This is a genomic window from Pseudomonas sp. Fl5BN2, from assembly GCF_009908205.1.
Taxonomy (GTDB): Bacteria; Pseudomonadota; Gammaproteobacteria; order Pseudomonadales; family Pseudomonadaceae; genus Aquipseudomonas.
The window spans coordinates 74,766-90,018 of sequence record NZ_JAAARL010000008.1 but is presented as its reverse complement, the minus strand read 5'-3'; the positions used below and the strand labels follow the sequence as shown (position 1 = coordinate 90,018).

13 protein-coding genes are annotated in these 15,253 nt (G+C 61.2%); 5 read left to right on the top strand and 8 right to left on the bottom strand.

The genetic code is table 11. The features are described from left to right. Window positions 1-120 precede the first annotated feature (120 nt). Together GV819_RS13055 and GV819_RS13050 are read right to left on the bottom strand one after the other, a co-directional pair. Window positions 121-1,197, bottom strand: a complete 1,077-nt coding sequence (locus tag GV819_RS13055) for an endonuclease/exonuclease/phosphatase family protein (RefSeq protein WP_161756501.1) — start codon at window positions 1,195-1,197, stop codon at window positions 121-123. A gap of 88 nt (window positions 1,198-1,285) precedes the next feature. After that, a complete protein-coding gene (locus GV819_RS13050; RefSeq protein WP_161756500.1) occupies window positions 1,286-1,948 on the bottom strand; it encodes a YciC family protein in 663 nt (220 codons plus the stop codon). A 179-nt stretch (window positions 1,949-2,127) separates the two neighbouring features. Between GV819_RS13050 and GV819_RS13045 the strand changes: the two genes are divergently transcribed. From GV819_RS13045 to GV819_RS13035, 3 genes are all read left to right on the top strand, one after another. Beyond that, window positions 2,128-2,910, top strand: coding sequence for a DUF2076 domain-containing protein (locus tag GV819_RS13045; RefSeq protein ID WP_161756499.1), 783 nt, complete (start codon window positions 2,128-2,130; stop codon window positions 2,908-2,910). 137 nt (window positions 2,911-3,047) lie between these two features. Continuing rightward, window positions 3,048-3,527 (top strand): NYN domain-containing protein, encoded by a 480-nt coding sequence (locus tag GV819_RS13040; protein ID WP_060841231.1) that lies wholly within the window; start codon window positions 3,048-3,050, stop codon window positions 3,525-3,527. 27 nt (window positions 3,528-3,554) lie between these two features. Further along, complete coding sequence (locus tag GV819_RS13035) at window positions 3,555-4,166, top strand: 3'-5' exonuclease (RefSeq protein ID WP_161756498.1); 612 nt, start codon at window positions 3,555-3,557, stop codon at window positions 4,164-4,166. A 237-nt stretch (window positions 4,167-4,403) separates the two neighbouring features. On the opposite strand, the gene GV819_RS13030 is transcribed toward GV819_RS13035, so the two are convergent. Continuing rightward, entirely contained in the window at window positions 4,404-4,856 is a 453-nt protein-coding gene (locus tag GV819_RS13030; RefSeq protein WP_161756497.1) for an Lrp/AsnC family transcriptional regulator, read from the bottom strand. Between the two features lie 164 nt (window positions 4,857-5,020). Between GV819_RS13030 and yedA the strand changes: the two genes are divergently transcribed. Then, complete coding sequence (gene yedA / locus GV819_RS13025; RefSeq protein WP_161756496.1) at window positions 5,021-5,932, top strand: drug/metabolite exporter YedA; 912 nt, start codon at window positions 5,021-5,023, stop codon at window positions 5,930-5,932. 26 nt (window positions 5,933-5,958) lie between these two features. Here yedA and GV819_RS13020 read toward each other — a convergent pair whose 3' ends face one another. Next, window positions 5,959-6,999, bottom strand: a complete 1,041-nt coding sequence (locus GV819_RS13020; RefSeq protein WP_161756495.1) for an alpha/beta hydrolase family protein — start codon at window positions 6,997-6,999, stop codon at window positions 5,959-5,961. 287 nt (window positions 7,000-7,286) lie between these two features. Beyond that, window positions 7,287-10,508 carry a discoidin domain-containing protein gene (locus GV819_RS13015; protein ID WP_256667481.1) on the bottom strand — a complete coding sequence of 1,074 codons (3,222 nt, stop codon included), beginning with the start codon at window positions 10,506-10,508 and terminating at the stop codon, window positions 7,287-7,289. A 309-nt stretch (window positions 10,509-10,817) separates the two neighbouring features. Between GV819_RS13015 and GV819_RS13010 the strand changes: the two genes are divergently transcribed. Then, a complete protein-coding gene (locus GV819_RS13010) occupies window positions 10,818-12,149 on the top strand; it encodes a DEAD/DEAH box helicase (RefSeq protein WP_161756494.1) in 1,332 nt (443 codons plus the stop codon). Between the two features lie 45 nt (window positions 12,150-12,194). Here GV819_RS13010 and GV819_RS13005 read toward each other — a convergent pair whose 3' ends face one another. The 3 genes from GV819_RS13005 to galE all read right to left on the bottom strand — a co-directional run bounded on the left by GV819_RS13005 (window position 12,195) and on the right by galE (window position 14,812). After that, window positions 12,195-13,427: a TIGR03862 family flavoprotein gene (locus tag GV819_RS13005; protein WP_161756493.1), complete on the bottom strand. Its 1,233-nt coding sequence runs from the start codon at window positions 13,425-13,427 to the stop codon at window positions 12,195-12,197. A 111-nt stretch (window positions 13,428-13,538) separates the two neighbouring features. Further along, window positions 13,539-13,781, bottom strand: coding sequence for a glycosyltransferase family 4 protein (locus tag GV819_RS13000; RefSeq protein ID WP_161756492.1), 243 nt, complete (start codon window positions 13,779-13,781; stop codon window positions 13,539-13,541). Between the two features lie 17 nt (window positions 13,782-13,798). Next, on the bottom strand, window positions 13,799-14,812 hold the full coding sequence (gene galE, locus GV819_RS12995) for a UDP-glucose 4-epimerase GalE (RefSeq protein WP_161756491.1): 1,014 nt from the start codon (window positions 14,810-14,812) through the stop codon (window positions 13,799-13,801). Between the last annotated feature and the right edge of the window lie 441 nt (window positions 14,813-15,253).

Genomic DNA, 15,253 nt, shown 5'->3' with positions numbered 1-15,253 from the left:
GGCTAGGTGATAAAAGCACTATTGGCCGGATGGTCCGTTGAGCGCCGAGGCGACGGTTCGGGCCAAGCCGCGCAAGTAGGCCTGTGCTGGCTGGCTGTTTCCTCGCGGGCTCGGCAGCCGCTACAGGGCCGGTAGCAGGAAGCGCGCGAGCACCGGCAAGTGGTCGGAGATGCGCAAGGTGTCGTCCTGGCGCACCCGGGATTCAACCCGCTTCACGAGTGGGCTGTAGAACAGGTAGTCCACCGTGCGGTCCGGGCCGTCGAGGCTTGGGTCGTTGGGGTAGTGGGTCAGCCAGCGGGCGCGGTCGACGCCACTGGCCTGGGTGTTGCTGGGGATCATCGGGTACTTGTCCCACAGCAGGTGCAGCGGGCTGTCGGCGCTGTAGGGCGCGCGATGTACTTCGCTCAGACGCTGATACTGGCCCAGGGGCAGCAGGTTGAAATCGCCGCCAATCACCCAGGGCGTGCCGCGGCTTTCCAGTTTGTCCAGCACCTTGATGATGGCCGCAACTTGTTTCTGTTGGGTGTCTTCGACCTTGCGCGCGCGCTCCAGGTGGGTGTTCACCACCACCAGTTGGCCGCCATCGCTCAACGGCAAGTAACTCAGCAACAAGGCGTCCTTGGGCTGGAACTGACGGCTGATGAGGTGGCCCGGAGTCACAGGCAGTTGCAGGCGCTCGGCGTGTTCGATGCGGTAGCGGCTGAGGGTCGCCAGTTGCCGGCCGACGCTGCCAAAAATGTGCGGGGAGGGCACGAAATCGGCTTTCCAGTCATAAGCCTGGGTGCTGCAGGGGTAGAGATCGGCGAGACGTTCCTGCAGGAGCTTGAACTGATCCTGGTAGGCGCTGGCCTTGGCGCCGTTGTCGACTTCCTGCAGCAGGACCAGGTCCGGCTGTTCGTCACGGATCACCCGGGCCACTTCGTCGAGGCTGAAGGCCATGTCTTCGAGGGTCGGACGTTCATCCTCACCCTGGAGCTGGTCGTTCCAGAACACGTAGCGCTTGCCCGCCAGGTATTGCAGGTTCCAGGTCAGCACTTTCAGCGCCTGCCCGGGTACCAGGGGCGCGGCCTTGGCGCTGCAACTGACGGTCAGGCTTTCCTTGGCTTCCGGGCGCCAGGTCAGGCTGTAGATCAGGCCGCTCAGCAGTGCACCGATCAGCAGCAGGCTCAGCAGGGTAACGCGAAGTAGACGGATCATCGGCTCGGCTTATGGCGTTGCAGGATTGCACCGGAGCATAACCGAGAGCGCGGCCGTCACCCAAGGGGCAGAGCGGCCGCAGGCTGAGTCAGCGCTTGTCCGGCTGCTCGCTGATAAGCATGAACAGGCGGAACAGCACCACGCTGGTGAACAGCTGCAGGAAGCTGTAGGTGCTGTCCATGGCCAGGGACAGGAGCGGGTTGAGTGGCTCGGGATAGGCCGCTTCGCTGACGCCTTTGAGCAGCCACAACGGCGTCATCACACAGAGGATGCACACCAGGATCCGCAGGAAATGCCCACGGCTGAGGCGCAGGCTCTCACCGATGGCGGCCAGGGGCGCCATGCCCTTGAGTACCAGCAGGTACTCGGAGAAGGCCAGCACCACCATCAGAAACAGCCCCGGCAGGAAATACAGCGACAGTCCCAGCAGGATCAGCAGGGTGCTGACCGCCGTCAGCAGTGCAAAACGCGGCCACAAGGTCAGGGCCATGGCCAGCAGGTCGCGGGTACGTGGCGATTCACCCCGGGTGCGGGCATCGAGAAACAGGATCAGGGCGCCGGTGTACAGCGGATACACCAGCAGGCCCACCACCACGTTGTAGCCGGGAAAGGCATCCGCGCCCAGGGCACTGCTCAGCCCTTGTTGCAGCAGCGCCTCAAGGATCACCAGCGGCAGGCACAGCTGGGCGATCCGGCCGAGGTTGCGCTGGAAGAAATACAGGGAGTCGCGGAGAACAGCTAACGGATTCATCGATGGGATCGCAGTTGACGAAGCGGTTGCACACTTTAACCGATGCCGGCGCCTTTGGAGCAAACGTAAACCTTGGGTAAAGACCATTGAAAGTCGTCGCATCAGCCCCATAACTGGTGCGTACCGCAGCTTCTTGGGGCCGCGGACCAGATTTCTACCGGCAATCTAAAGAGGTCGCCATGAACAACGAAGAGCAAAGCCTGATCGATGGACTGTTTTCACGGTTGCAGCAAGCCGAAACGGATTCAGCCCCGCGTGATGCCCAGGCCGAGGCGCGGATCAAGGAGCACCTGACCCGCCAGCCCGCCGCCGGGTATTTCATGACCCAGGCGATCCTGGTGCAAGAGGCTGCTCTCAAGAGCCTCGACGAGCAGAACAAGCAACTGAGTCAGCAAGTCCAGCAACTGCAGGCAGAACTGCAACAGGCCAGGTCCCAGGCCGCGACGCCGGCGCCGGCTTCGGGGGGCGATTTCCTGTCGAGCATCTTCGGTGGTTCCCGCGAGTCGCAGCCGGCTCCTGCCCCGAGCGCTGCGCCATCCTCCGGCGGTGGCTGGCGCGAACCCGCGCGGCCGTCCTTTGGTGTGCCACCGCAGCAGAACTTCGCGGCGCCACAGCAGAACTATGGCGCCCCACAACAGAACTATGCGCCTCAGCAGGCGCCAGCCGCAGCAGGCGGTGGCTTCCTCGGCGGCGCGTTGAAAACCGCTGCCGGAGTCGCCGGTGGGGTGATGCTGGCGCAGGGTATCAGCAGCCTGTTCCACAGCAACCAGCAACCCCAGGAAGTCGTCGAAGTCATCAAGGAAGAACCGGCTCCGGCCAGCGACAACAGCGGCTGGGGCAATGACGATCAGCGCCTGGCCAACAACGACTCCTGGGGCAACAACGATCAGGGCAGCTTCAATAACGCCGACTACGACAACGACGACAGCTCGCTGTTCTCCGACGACGACTCCTTCGTCTGACGCACCGTCGGTCCGGGGCAGTTGCCTGCTCCGGACCGATTATTCGCGGAACAATCCTTGTGACTGGCATACTGGGCGACTTTTCGGGGCCTGAGGCCCGATCCAGCCCCTGCGCTGCTGCGCCATGAGGATTAGCGGTGAAAAAAATCGCTGTGTTCGCCGATGTCCAGAACCTCTATTACACCGTCCGCCAGGCTTATGGTTGTCACTTCAACTACGCAGCCCTGTGGGCGGATATCAGCAAACAGGGGCAGATTGTCGAAGCCTATGCCTATGCCATCGATCGCGGTGACAGCAAGCAGCAGCAGTTTCAGCAGATCCTGCGCAACCTGGGCTTCACGGTAAAGCTCAAGCCCTACATCCAGCGCAGCGATGGTTCGGCCAAGGGTGACTGGGACGTGGGCATCACCATCGACATCATGGACGCCGCCGCCCAGGTCGACGAAGTGGTGCTGGCCTCCGGCGACGGTGATTTCGACCTGCTGCTGGAGCGCATCATCCACAAGCACGGGGTCAGCGCGGTGGCCTACGGGGTGCCGGGCCTGACGGCCAATTCACTGATTCGCGCGGCCACTCGCTATGTGCCGATCGAAGGCGCCTTGCTGCTGAAAAGCTGATCAATATTTATACGGAGCAGGACAGGTTTGGAACGCATTGCGGTCATCGACTTTGAAACCACCGGGATTTCCCCGAGCAGCAGTTGCCGGGCCACGGAAATCGCCGTGGTGATCCTTGAACAGGGGCGCATCGTCGAGCGTTACCAGAGCCTGATGAATGCCGGCGTGCGTGTGCCGGGGTTCATCGAACAGTTGACCGGTATCAGCAATGCCATGCTGCGCAGCGCCCCACCTGCAGAACAGGTGATGAACGAGGTCAACGAGTTTGTCGGCACCACGCCCTTGCTGGCGCACAACGCGGCCTTCGACCAGAAGTTCTGGGATTTCGAACTGGGACGGATCAAGCGCACCCGCCTGCAAAATTTTGCCTGTTCCCTGCTGCTGGCCCGGCGCCTGATGCCGGCGGCGCCGAACCACAAGCTCGGCACCTTGACCTCCTATGCCGGCTTGCCTCACACCGGCCAGGCTCACCGGGCCATGGCCGATGCCGAAATGGCCGCCAACCTGGTGGCGCACCTGGCGACAGAGCTAAGGCACAAGCATGGCATGCAGGCGCTGTCCCATGATTTTCTGTGCAAGCTGCAGAAAGTCCCGGCGGCCAAGGTGCCCGAGCACCTCAAGCGCCATCGCGGTTGTTGAACGCTTTCCCACGGTAGCCTTTGTCGCTGGCTTGAGCCTTGTTTTTGGGGTGTCTGGTCCACAAGGTTTCGGTGTGTCTGCAGTCGTCAGGTTTCTACGGTTACGGCTGATCAAAAAATAGCCAGTTCTCTGGAGGTCTTGCGTGCTCAAGGCTGCAGAGGCTTTTGCTCAGGTTATCCACAGGCGGCTCCCCAAGGATTGGGGGTAAGAGGGGCGCCGGTGGTGAGCCGGGGCGGATCATTTATCGAGGTTCTCCAGCTGTCCCAAGGGCACGCGCCGCTCGATGGCACTGGACAGCACGATAGAGGTCTTGCTGAAACCGAACTGGGCCACACGGTTGATCAACTCCTCCAGTTCCGGCATCGAGCCCACCGCCGCTTGCATGATTACGCAGGGATCGCCGGTGACCCGGTGGCATTCGGTGAGCTGTGGAATCCGAACCAGTTCGTCATAGGCCTTCTGGTTGCCATGCTGGGCCAGGCGCAGTTCTATCACGCACTGGATCGGCAGCCCCAGCTTGCTCATGTCGACCTTGGCCTGGTAGCCGGTGATCACTCCGCCGGCTTCGAGCTTGGCCACGCGCTCGGCCACCGCCGGCGCCGAAAGATTGACCTTGCGGGCCAGCTCGGCATAACTCGCCCGGCCGTTTTCCAGCAGCGCGGCGAGGAGCATGCGGTCGTACTTGTCCATGGAAAACTCCCAAACCCAGGCTGACTTTCGAAAGCACGGTATATAGCCTTGATCTCCATGTTTTGAAAAGTGTATGGGTCTTATAAACAGGTTTTGTAACTTAATTTCCGTTGACCGGCTTTTTAGAATAGATCTCCCCTCATGCCTGCCTTCGAGCCGTTCCCATGCCTGGCCAAAGTCGTTTTCCGCTGCCCCTGATTGCTGCCTTCTTTGCTCTGTACGTGATCTGGGGCTCGACCTACCTGGTGATCCGGATTGGTGTCGAGTACTGGCCTCCGTTGATGCTGGGGGGCATCCGTTTCGTGATCGCCGGTGGCCTGATGTACGCCTTCCTGCGCTGGCGCGGAGTACCGGCACCGACCTGGGCGCAGTGGAAGGCGGCGGGCATGATTGGCATTTTGCTGCTTAGCTGCGGCAATGGTGCAGTGACCGTGGCTGAGCACAGCGGTGTCACCTCCGGGGTCGCCGCATTGGCAGTGGCCACCGTGCCTTTGTTCACCTTGCTCTGTGGTTATTTCTGGGGCGCACGCAACACCCGCCTGGAGTGGGCCGGGATCATGCTCGGGATGATTGGCATCGGCATGCTCAACCTGGGTTCCAACCTGCAGTCCAGTCCACTGGGCGCGGGCTTGTTGCTGTTCGCCGCGGCAGCCTGGGCCTTCGGTTCGGTATGGAGCAAGCACCTGCCACTGCCCCAGGGCGCCATGGCCAGCGCCGCGGAGATGCTGGTGGGTGGCGTGGTGCTGCTGATTGGCAGCGCCCTGAGTGGTGAGCGCCTGGAAGCGGTACCGCCGCTGGAAGGCTGGTTGGCCCTGTTCTACCTGATCGGCTTCGGCTCGATCATCGCATTCAATGCCTACATGTACCTGCTCAAGCATGTGCGTCCGGCCGCGGCTACCAGCTACGCCTACGTCAACCCGGCTGTCGCGGTGCTGCTGGGCATCGTGTTTATCGGCGAAACCATCGGCATCGAAGAGGCCGTGGCCATGGTGGTGATCATCAGCGCGGTGGTGCTGATCGGCCTGCCCCAGTGGCGCAAGTCCAAGTCGAAAGTGGTAGTCCAGGAAAGCGCCTGACCCGCTCGGGTCAGGTGCTGGGCCGATTATTGCGGCGGGATTGCCTTGGCCAGGAAGGCGCTGACGGTGTCGGCGACCTGCTGGTGAATCGCCTCGCGGCTGCGCCCGTCACCGTCCTGGCAGATGATTTCGTCACCCGGCGCCTCTTTCTTGAGAAGAGCGACGGCCCCCGGCTTGCAGTTCTGCATGAAGCTGAAGTGGCTGGCGTCGGCGATTTTCTCACTGTTCACCCGGTCCTGAGGGAGCTGGGCGGCCAGGTGGGCCGACTCCATCTGGAACGGCAGGTCACCATTGATATCAACCCCTGCACCCAGGACCAGTAGCGGGTGCTCGATGCTCGCCAGGCTCTGTGCAGTGAAGCCACGGGCGAACCCCAGGTCGAGCGAGACGAAGGCCTTGACCCGTGGATCCCGCAGGTCCTGGCCAAGGAGCGATTGCTGTTCAGGGACTATGCCCATTTCGGGGGCCAAGCCGCAGATCCTCGGGTTCGGGTGCAGCTGGCATTCCTCCTGCAAACGTTGCGCACTGTAGCGTGCGCCGGCCAGCGCGGTGACGGTCCAGCCTCCCAGCGAGTGGCCGATGGCCGCGATCCGATCACCTTGGACAGGGCCAGCCAGGGCTGGGTTCTGGGTCAACTGGTCGATGACTCGGCTGAGATCGCGGGGGCGTTCCCAGAGTCTTGCCGCCTCTTCCGGGCGTGTGTCGAACGTGGTTGTGCCCGGGTGGTTGGGGGCGGCGACCACATATCCCTGGCGCACCAGGTCCGCCGCCAGCCAGCTGAGGTTTCGCCAATTGCCGCGATAACCATGGGACAGGACCACTAAAGGATGTGGCTGCTGGGTAAGCGGTGCATCGCGGATGGCCGGTACCCCATAGAACACCTGGTTTTCCCCGGTCGAGACAACGGGCTCAGTGGTGGCCGTCGGGTACCAGAGGGCGACATGCAGTGCTCGGTTGTCGGGTGACTGGGCCAGCTCGATTTCGCGGAAACCGATGCTCTCGGCGGCCTGCGCACTGGCGATTGAAAGGCCCGCTAGCATCCATGCGGACAGGGCAGTCTTGAGCATTGAAATCTCCGTCGGAAAGTATTCGTGCGCCGCTGGCGAACGTGCCGGGGTGGCGAGCGTGAGATTAATGCGAATCAGGGTTGGAGGCGAGCGAGGTTTATCTTGGCGAGCCGCAGCCTGTTTGCCAGGGGCTGCTGAAGAAGGGGCGCGCCATGCCTGGCGCGCCTTGAGGAGGGCGGATCAATTGCCAGCAGCAGTCAAGTGGGCGTGCCAGTGTTCCGGCCCCTTGCCTCAGCGTCAGGTTTTCGGGACTGGCGAGCGATCCTGGGATCGCTCGTCAGGTGTCTTCAGTTGCAAGGACCGCCGTCGCGCCAGACCTTGCCGCTGTTGTCCGGGCCGACGGTGCTGCTGTTCGGTTGAGTGCCACGGGTCCACCAGCGTGCGATGTAGTAGCGCCCGTCGTGGCTGACCTTGTTACCTGTCACATAGATCGCGCCTGCGCTCCAGGGACCCTGGCATCCCGCTGGCGGAATCGGCTCTTCGGCCAGCACCATTACGCTGTGGTCCCGGATCACGCTGTGCTTGCCGTTGTCCAGGGTCAGGCTGAAGCGGTAGCTGGTGTCCTTGTCCTGCTTGGGGGCGATGAAACTCAGCTTGGCTCCCGAAGCCTGGAAGGCCACGTTGGGGGTCACGCTCCAGCGGTAGCTCAAGGCCAGCCCGGCCGGATCGCTGGAACCGGAGGCGTCCAGGATGACCGACTCGCCGCCCTTGGCCTGGACAGCACCGCTGATGGCCGCCACGGGTGGCTTGACCACTGCGGGGGCATCGGCCATGACCTTGACGTTATGCTCGCGAGTCGCACTCTGCTTGCCGTTGCTCACCGTTAGGCTGACCCGGTAGATGACGTCCTGGTCGACTTTCGGGGCGACGAACTTCATCAGGGTGCCCGCGGCTTCGAAACCGACGCTGGGGCTGACTTTCCAGCTGTAGCTCAGGTTCAGGCCGGCCGGGTCACTGGAGGCCGTCGCGTTGAGGTAGACCATCTCACCAGGCTTGGCCTCGGTTGCGCCGCCAATGATCGCTACGGGAGGCTTGAGCGTTTCCACCGGTGGCTCGGTCGGTTTATCCCCGCCGCCCTGGCAGGGGCCGAGGTCGCGCCAAACCTTGCCGCCGCCATCAGGGCCGGTGAAGGCTGGGTTGCCCGGTTCGCTGCCTGAAGTCCACCAACGAGCCTGGTACTGACGACTTTTCCACTGCACCACATCGTTGGTCACGTAGATTCCGCCGACTTTCCACTCAGCCTTGCAGCTGCTGGTGGCGGCCTTGCCCTTGACCCGTATTTCGTGGGTCCGGGTACTGCTCAGCTTGCCGTTGCTCAGGGTCAGGGTGAAACGATAGCGAGTATCTTCAGCCAGCTCTGGCGCGATAAACGACACGCTTGAACCGTCGAAGCTGAAGTCCAGCTTGGGCGACGCTTCCCAGGCGAAGCTCAGGGCATTGCCTTGCGGATCGCTGGAGGCGGAGGCGTCCAGGACGATCTTGTCGCCGGCATTGGCCTCGGTCTTGCCACTGATTACGGCTATCGGTGATTTACCCGCTTCCACAGGTTTCAGCGAAGCAGCCTTGACCTCGTTGTCAGCGTTGAACTCGCCGTCGGCGAGCAAGTCCCAGGCGCCGCTCGGGCTGTTGCTGCCGTAGACCTGGTAGCCCTTGATGTTGCCCGTTTGGCCCGCGTCCTGGCGAGGCAGGTAATGCAGTTGCGAGAAGCGGCGTTCGGCCCCCAGATCAATGATTATTTCATGGGGATAGCGTGCGTTCGCGGCCGAGCTCCAGTAGGTCTTGGGGTTGCCGTCGATGGCCTGGTCGCCCATGACCAGGCCGGTTCCGGCACTGCTGGTGGAGTGGATGCGCCAGCTGTCACGCGGCAGCGATTGGCCCTTGGCGTCGGCCAGTAGCAATTCCGCCACGCTGGCATTGTCCTTGCCATCGACCGAGGAAGTGGCTACCAGTTTCAGGTAGCGGGCCTGGGCGGTTTCACTCCGCTGCGCATAGCTGAAGCCTTCCAGAACCAGGTCGGAGGCGGTTTTATTGTTGTTCGTGCGCAGGGCCAGGTACCAGCGGCCGGCACGAGGAGTGTTGACCGCCAAGGACGGGCCTGAGTTTTCCTGGGAGCGATAGTCGTAGGCGCTGAGGCTCGGTTGGGTTCCGTACTTGATCAGCAGCTGGGTGTTCCCCGTGTATTCGGTACGTTGGCCATTGGTGACCATGAACACCAGGCGCTCGGTGCCGGGCGCAACATCGATCGGGAAGTAGCGCCACTGTTTTGCCTCCAGGTCGATCTTCTGCTCGAGGATCTTGCTCGCCTGCTCTTCGCCCAGGGGCACGACGGCAGGGCTATAGGCGGACATCTTCGCTGCGTTTTCGCGCCATACCCGGGCCATATTGGCGGTGCGCGCATCCCCTACAGGCACGCCGCGGATGTCTTTCACATCGGGGTTGGAGTAATAGCCGATGTGGTTACCGCACAAGATGCTGCCGACGGTGCCGTTGTTGTGGCCGAATTTATAGCTGCTGCCATCGGAGCAGTGATGGCCCCCGGCGTTGTGGCCGATCTCGTGGCGGAAGGCCGCGGATGAGCTAATGGCATTGACGGTATAGCGTCCACCGACATAGCCCCAGGCCAAGGCGGTGTCCACCCCTGGGGTACCTTTGACGAAGGCGGCCACAAGATCCGGGCTGTACCGCTTCATGCCTTCGGCGAACAGGGTGCTGACCTGGCCCAGGGTTCCGTCGGAGCTTGCGGTAATCGGGTAGTCGCCGGGAATCACCTGGGTGCCCACCAGGCGCAGGCGCACGCCTTGAACCTGGGATTGTTTCAAGGCCCTGTTGACCGTCGCGATCTGGCCCAGGGCATAGGCTTCGTGATCGCCGATGTAGTTGACCGCTACTTGTGAGAAACCGGCCAACACGTCGATGACGGTCTCACCCTGGGCGTTGCGGTTGAGCTGCAGGCTGCGTTGGCCGCTCAGGGTTTCCAGCTCGTGGACGGTCTCCTCGATGCTGATTTCTTCAGAATCGCTGCCGCCTCCAGGCTGGCCCAGGCGATCTTCAGAGCGGATCATCGACTGTTCGCCACTGGCGTGGCCACGAATGATCGCGCCGGCGTCTGGCAGAAGGGCGATAAAACTGCCATCGCCACGGGTGACCAGGATCATTTCTCCCGGTGCGTTGAGCGAGCGGGCACGACCCTCGAGCTGGCCGGTCATGACCTTGAGATCCTTGAAGGTGTCGTTCTGCTCTGGGATCAGGCTGCGAATGCGCATCCCGGTTTCCTGCAATAGCAACTCGGTCCCGACTTCGCTGGTGCTGCGCTGGTTGGGGTTGTTGTTTAGCGCCTGGATGTTGATGAAGTGCCCGCTGATCACGTTTTCACTGCGCGATTGCGTGGCATTGGCAGACTCTTCGCTGGCCAGTGCCAGACCGCTCAGTGGCAGTAATACAGCAGTCCCCAGGCCGGCGACCCAAAGGCGGGTGGCACGGGACAGGGCGTTCAATCTGAAGCTCGGCATAACCATTCCTGGATTGTTGCAACGCGGCGCAAGACCTTACGAACAGGCGCATTGAAGCGTCCGCGTTGATGATGTGGATAAGGAGTTGTGCCGGCGGGGGGATCATAGGCAGGGGAATCGACGTCGTACATCGCAGGCCGGGCTTTTCGTACCGGTCCTAGGGAACTTGTTTTTATCGAGCCCAATACCGCAGATATAGGGGCTCCTGACGCGGATGGGTGGCAACGCGAGGGTCGGAGCAACCTCGAGAAATTCAGGTAAACTGCCGCCCATTGCGTCCCTGCGCTGAATCTTTCCTACGGTACCCCCATGACATTCGCCACTCTTGGCCTGATCGAACCCTTGCTGCGTGCCCTTGAAACCCTCGGCTACCAGACCCCGACGCCGGTCCAGGCCCAGGCCATTCCAGCGGTGTTGGCCGGTCGCGACCTGATGGCCGCAGCCCAGACCGGTACTGGCAAGACCGCGGGTTTCGCCCTGCCGCTGTTGCAATTGCTGACCATGGAAGGGCCGAAGGTCGAGAGCAATTCGGTGCGTGCACTGATCCTGGTGCCGACCCGCGAGCTGGCCGAGCAGGTTCACGAAAGCGTACGCCAGTACGCCGAGCACCTGCCGCTGCGCACCTATGCGGTGTACGGCGGGGTCAGCATCAACCCGCAGATGATGAAGCTGCGCAAAGGCATTGACCTGCTGGTGGCAACTCCGGGCCGCCTGCTGGACCTGTACCGGCAGAACGCGGTGAAATTCAGCCAGCTACAGACTCTGGTGCTGGATGAAGCCGACCGCATGCTCGACCTGGGCTTCTCCGAGGAGCTCAAGGATATCTATGCCGCCCTGCCGAAAAAGCGTCAGACCCTGCTGTTCTCCGCAACCTTCTCCGATGCCATCCGCCTGTTGGCCGGGCAAATGCTCAATGACCCCCTGAGCATCGAAGTCAGCCCGCGCAACGTGGCCGCCAATACGGTCAAGCAATGGGTGGTGACGGTGGACAAGAAGCGCAAGCCGGAGCTGTTCAGTCACCTGCTGCGTAAGAACCGCTGGAAACAGGTGTTGGTGTTCGCCAAGACCCGTAACGGCGTGGATGCACTGGTAGAAAAACTCCAGGGCCAGGGCGTGAATGCCGACGGCATCCACGGCGACAAGCCCCAGGCCACTCGCCAGCGCGCCCTGGACCGGTTCAAGGCCAGCGAGATCCAGATCCTGGTGGCCACCGATGTGGCGGCCCGCGGCCTGGACATCGAAGACCTGCCGCTGGTGGTCAACTTCGATTTGCCGATCGTGGCCGAGGACTACATCCACCGCATTGGTCGTACCGGGCGTGCCGGGTCCACCGGCGAGGCGATTTCCCTGGTCTGTGCTGACGAGGTCAACCTGCTGTCGGCGATCGAGATGCTCACTCGCCAGACCCTGACGCGCCACGAAGAACAGGATTTCGAACCCGAGCACCGGGTACCGGAAACCGACGCCAGTGGTCAGGTACTCAAGAAGCCGAAGAAACCCAAGAAGCCGAAAACCTCTGGTGGCGGCAAGCGCAACCTGGGCAAGTGGGTGGACAGCGGTGAAGTGGCCGAAGCGCCTGCGGTGAAGCCGGTGCGCAAGGTCCCGGTGTTCAACACCGGGCCGCGCAAGCGCAAGCCTTGATCTGAAATCCCGTTGAACCCTTCGCCGGCTTGCCGGCGAAGCTGTTTATGGCCTATGGCGCAACCACTGCAGCATCCCCAGCCCGGCCCGGCGCCCACTGGCAAAGCAGGCGGTCAGCAGGTAGCCGCCGGTCGGCGCTTCCCAGTCGAGCATTTCCCCCGCGCAAAATACGCCTGGCAGTTGCTGGAGCATCAGGCCTTCGTCGAGAGCCTCAAAAGGCACGCCACCAGCGCTACTGATGGCCTCGTCCAGCGGGCGGGTCTTTACCAGCGTCAAGGGCAGTGCCTTGATCGCCGCTGCCAGGAGCGCCGGATCGTTGAAGGTTGCTGCTGGCGTCAGCTCACGCAGCAACGCGGCTTTCACGCCTTCGATACCTAACTGGCTCTGCAAGTGCTTGGCCATCGACCGTGAGCCGCGAGGTTTGGCTAGGGCGGCCAGGACCTTGTCCTGGGGTTTGCTCGGCAGCAGGTCGATATGAATAGTCGCCTGGCCATGTTGATTGATCGCATCGCGAATCGGCGCCGACAGCGCATAGATCAGGCTGCCCTCGATGCCACTGGCGGTGATCACGCACTCACCCAGCCGCGGCACGTCGTCGCCAAGGCCGATGGCCACGTTCTTCAGTGGAGCCCCGGCGAATTTGCTGCGTAGCAACTCGCTCCAGGCGCTGACCTCAAAACCACAGTTGCTCGGTTGCAACGGCGCAACCTGCACACCGCGCTGTTCCAGCAAGGGCAGCCAGGCCCCGTCGGAACCCAGGCGTGCCCAACTGCCGCCGCCCAATGCCAGCAGAACCCCATCTGCCTGTATCGCGCTTTCACCCTCGGCGTGCTGGATGCGCAGGCTGCCGTCGGCATCCCAGCCCAGCCAGCGGTGACGGGTGTGGATCACCACGCCGGTATCTCGCAGGCGCTTGAGCCAGGCGCGCAGCAGCGGCGCAGCCTTCATATCGGTGGGAAACACCCGCCCGGAGCTGCCGACAAAGGTTTCGATGCCCAGGTCATGAATCCACTGGCACAGCGCCTCGGCACCGAATTCGCGCAGCAGCGGGGCGATGTACGGTGCCCGTTCGGCGTAGTGGGCGAGAAAGGCCGGGTAGGCTTCGGAGTGGGTGATGTTCATGCCACCGACTCCGGCCAGGAGGAATTTACGGCCCACCGAAGGCATGGCGTCGTACAGGTCAACCCGGATTCCAGCCTGGCTCAGTACCTCGGCGGCCATCAGACCAGCGGGGCCGCCACCGATAACCGCGACGTGGGAAGTAGAGGAGGGGGACATCAGAAAGCCTAGAGAATGGGAGGGGTGGCTATTGTAAGCAATGCTCGGGAACAGCGTCTGCTGGATGAGTTGTCGGCCATTGGCGTGAGACGCATGCGATGGGATTCATCATCAGATATCCAACAGGTTCAGCAGTCGTTGATTGACCTCTTGTGCATCAAATTTTTCCTGTGCGATGCGATAGCTTTCCTGGCCCATTCTTTCCAGACGCTCGGGGTGCTCGATGATGAAGAGCATCTTTTCTGCGAGATCAATGACTGCTGAACCGCAATCTGGCACGTCTGTGGTAATCACAGCGCTACCCACGACATTGGAGACATGTCCTGGGTGCACCACCGGCCCATCTTCAACCAACTGTTTTTCATTTAAAGCTACCGGTACCCATCTGGGTTATTCGACTGCCAACGCCACGTATCCTCCATCATCTCCTTCAACCCGAGTTCTGCCTTCCAGCCCAGATCGTGAAGTGCCTTGGACGGGGTTGACCAGCATTGTGCAATGTCGCCCTGGCGACGTGGGGAGAGTGTGTAGGGAATGCTGCAGCCAGAGGCTTCCTCGAATGCTCGGATCATTTCCAGTACTGAGTAACCCACCCCGGTCCCGAGGTTCCAGACATTGATACCGGTGTGCTGGGAAATGTAGTTCACGGCTGCTATGTGCCCTTTGGCAAGATCAACTACATGAATGTAGTCCCGAACACCGGTGCCATCGGGGGTCGGATAGTCGTTGCCATAGATGGAAAGTCTTTCGAGTTTTCCCACTGCGACACGGCTTATGTAGGGCAATAGGTTTTCCGGCAGGCCGTTTGGGTCCTCGCCCAGAAGTCCACTCTGGTGTGCACCCACCGGATTGAAGTAGCGCAACAGGGCAACTGACCAGCGTGGGTCAGCGGCTGCCATATCCTGCAGCATCTTCTCTACCATTAACTTGGAGGTGCCATAGGGGTTGGTAGGTGTTCCCAGCGGGCAGCTCTCGACAATCGGTATCTGCACTGGGTCGCCGTACACTGTGGCGGAGGAGCTGAACACCAGGCGGTAGATGCCTGCTGCGGCCATGGCCTGGCACAAGGTGATGCTGCCACTAACGTTGTTCTGATAGTAGGACAAGGGTTGTTTTACGCTCTCTCCGACGGCTTTCAGACCAGCGAAGTGCAATACCACATCAATCTCGTACTGGGAAAAAATACGATCGAGGAGGGCGCGGTCGCAAACATCACCTTGAACAAATACAGGGGTGCCACCGGTTATTTGTTGAACGCGCTGTAGCGAGAGCATTGAACTATTGCACAGGTTATCCAGAACCACCGCCTCGTGGCCTGCCTGAAGCAACTCCAGCAACGTGTGTGAACCAATATACCCTGCACCGCCAGTTATTAAGAACCGCATAGTTATGAGCCTGCTTCAAGTGAGTACTGACAATCCGGTCGCAGTATTATCTGGATCTGATGGTGGATTTTGAAAAATGATACAACACTGCCAATGGGTTTTTAATGCTTTTATTCAGAAAAATCTAGTGCTGTCAATCCTATCGCTTCGGCATAACCCAACAGTTTTTGTGTGAGGCTCCGCTGTGTGTTCTGTAGTCGAACAGCACTACGTCTATGTTTTTCCACTTGACTCCCAAGTGTTTTAATCTTGGCCGCAAGCCGTAATCTCAGACTTGAAACTGGCGTTATATTCGTTGGGTTTAATAATTAATTATTTTCGATAAATCATGGCGTTGTGGGGGGGAGTGGTTTTTATATCTGAGTAACTTGTCTATGTTGGCGCCTGGCGCCCTTGGTATAGATCAAGATTCCCATAATGGTGCCTTGGGGGATATTTCGT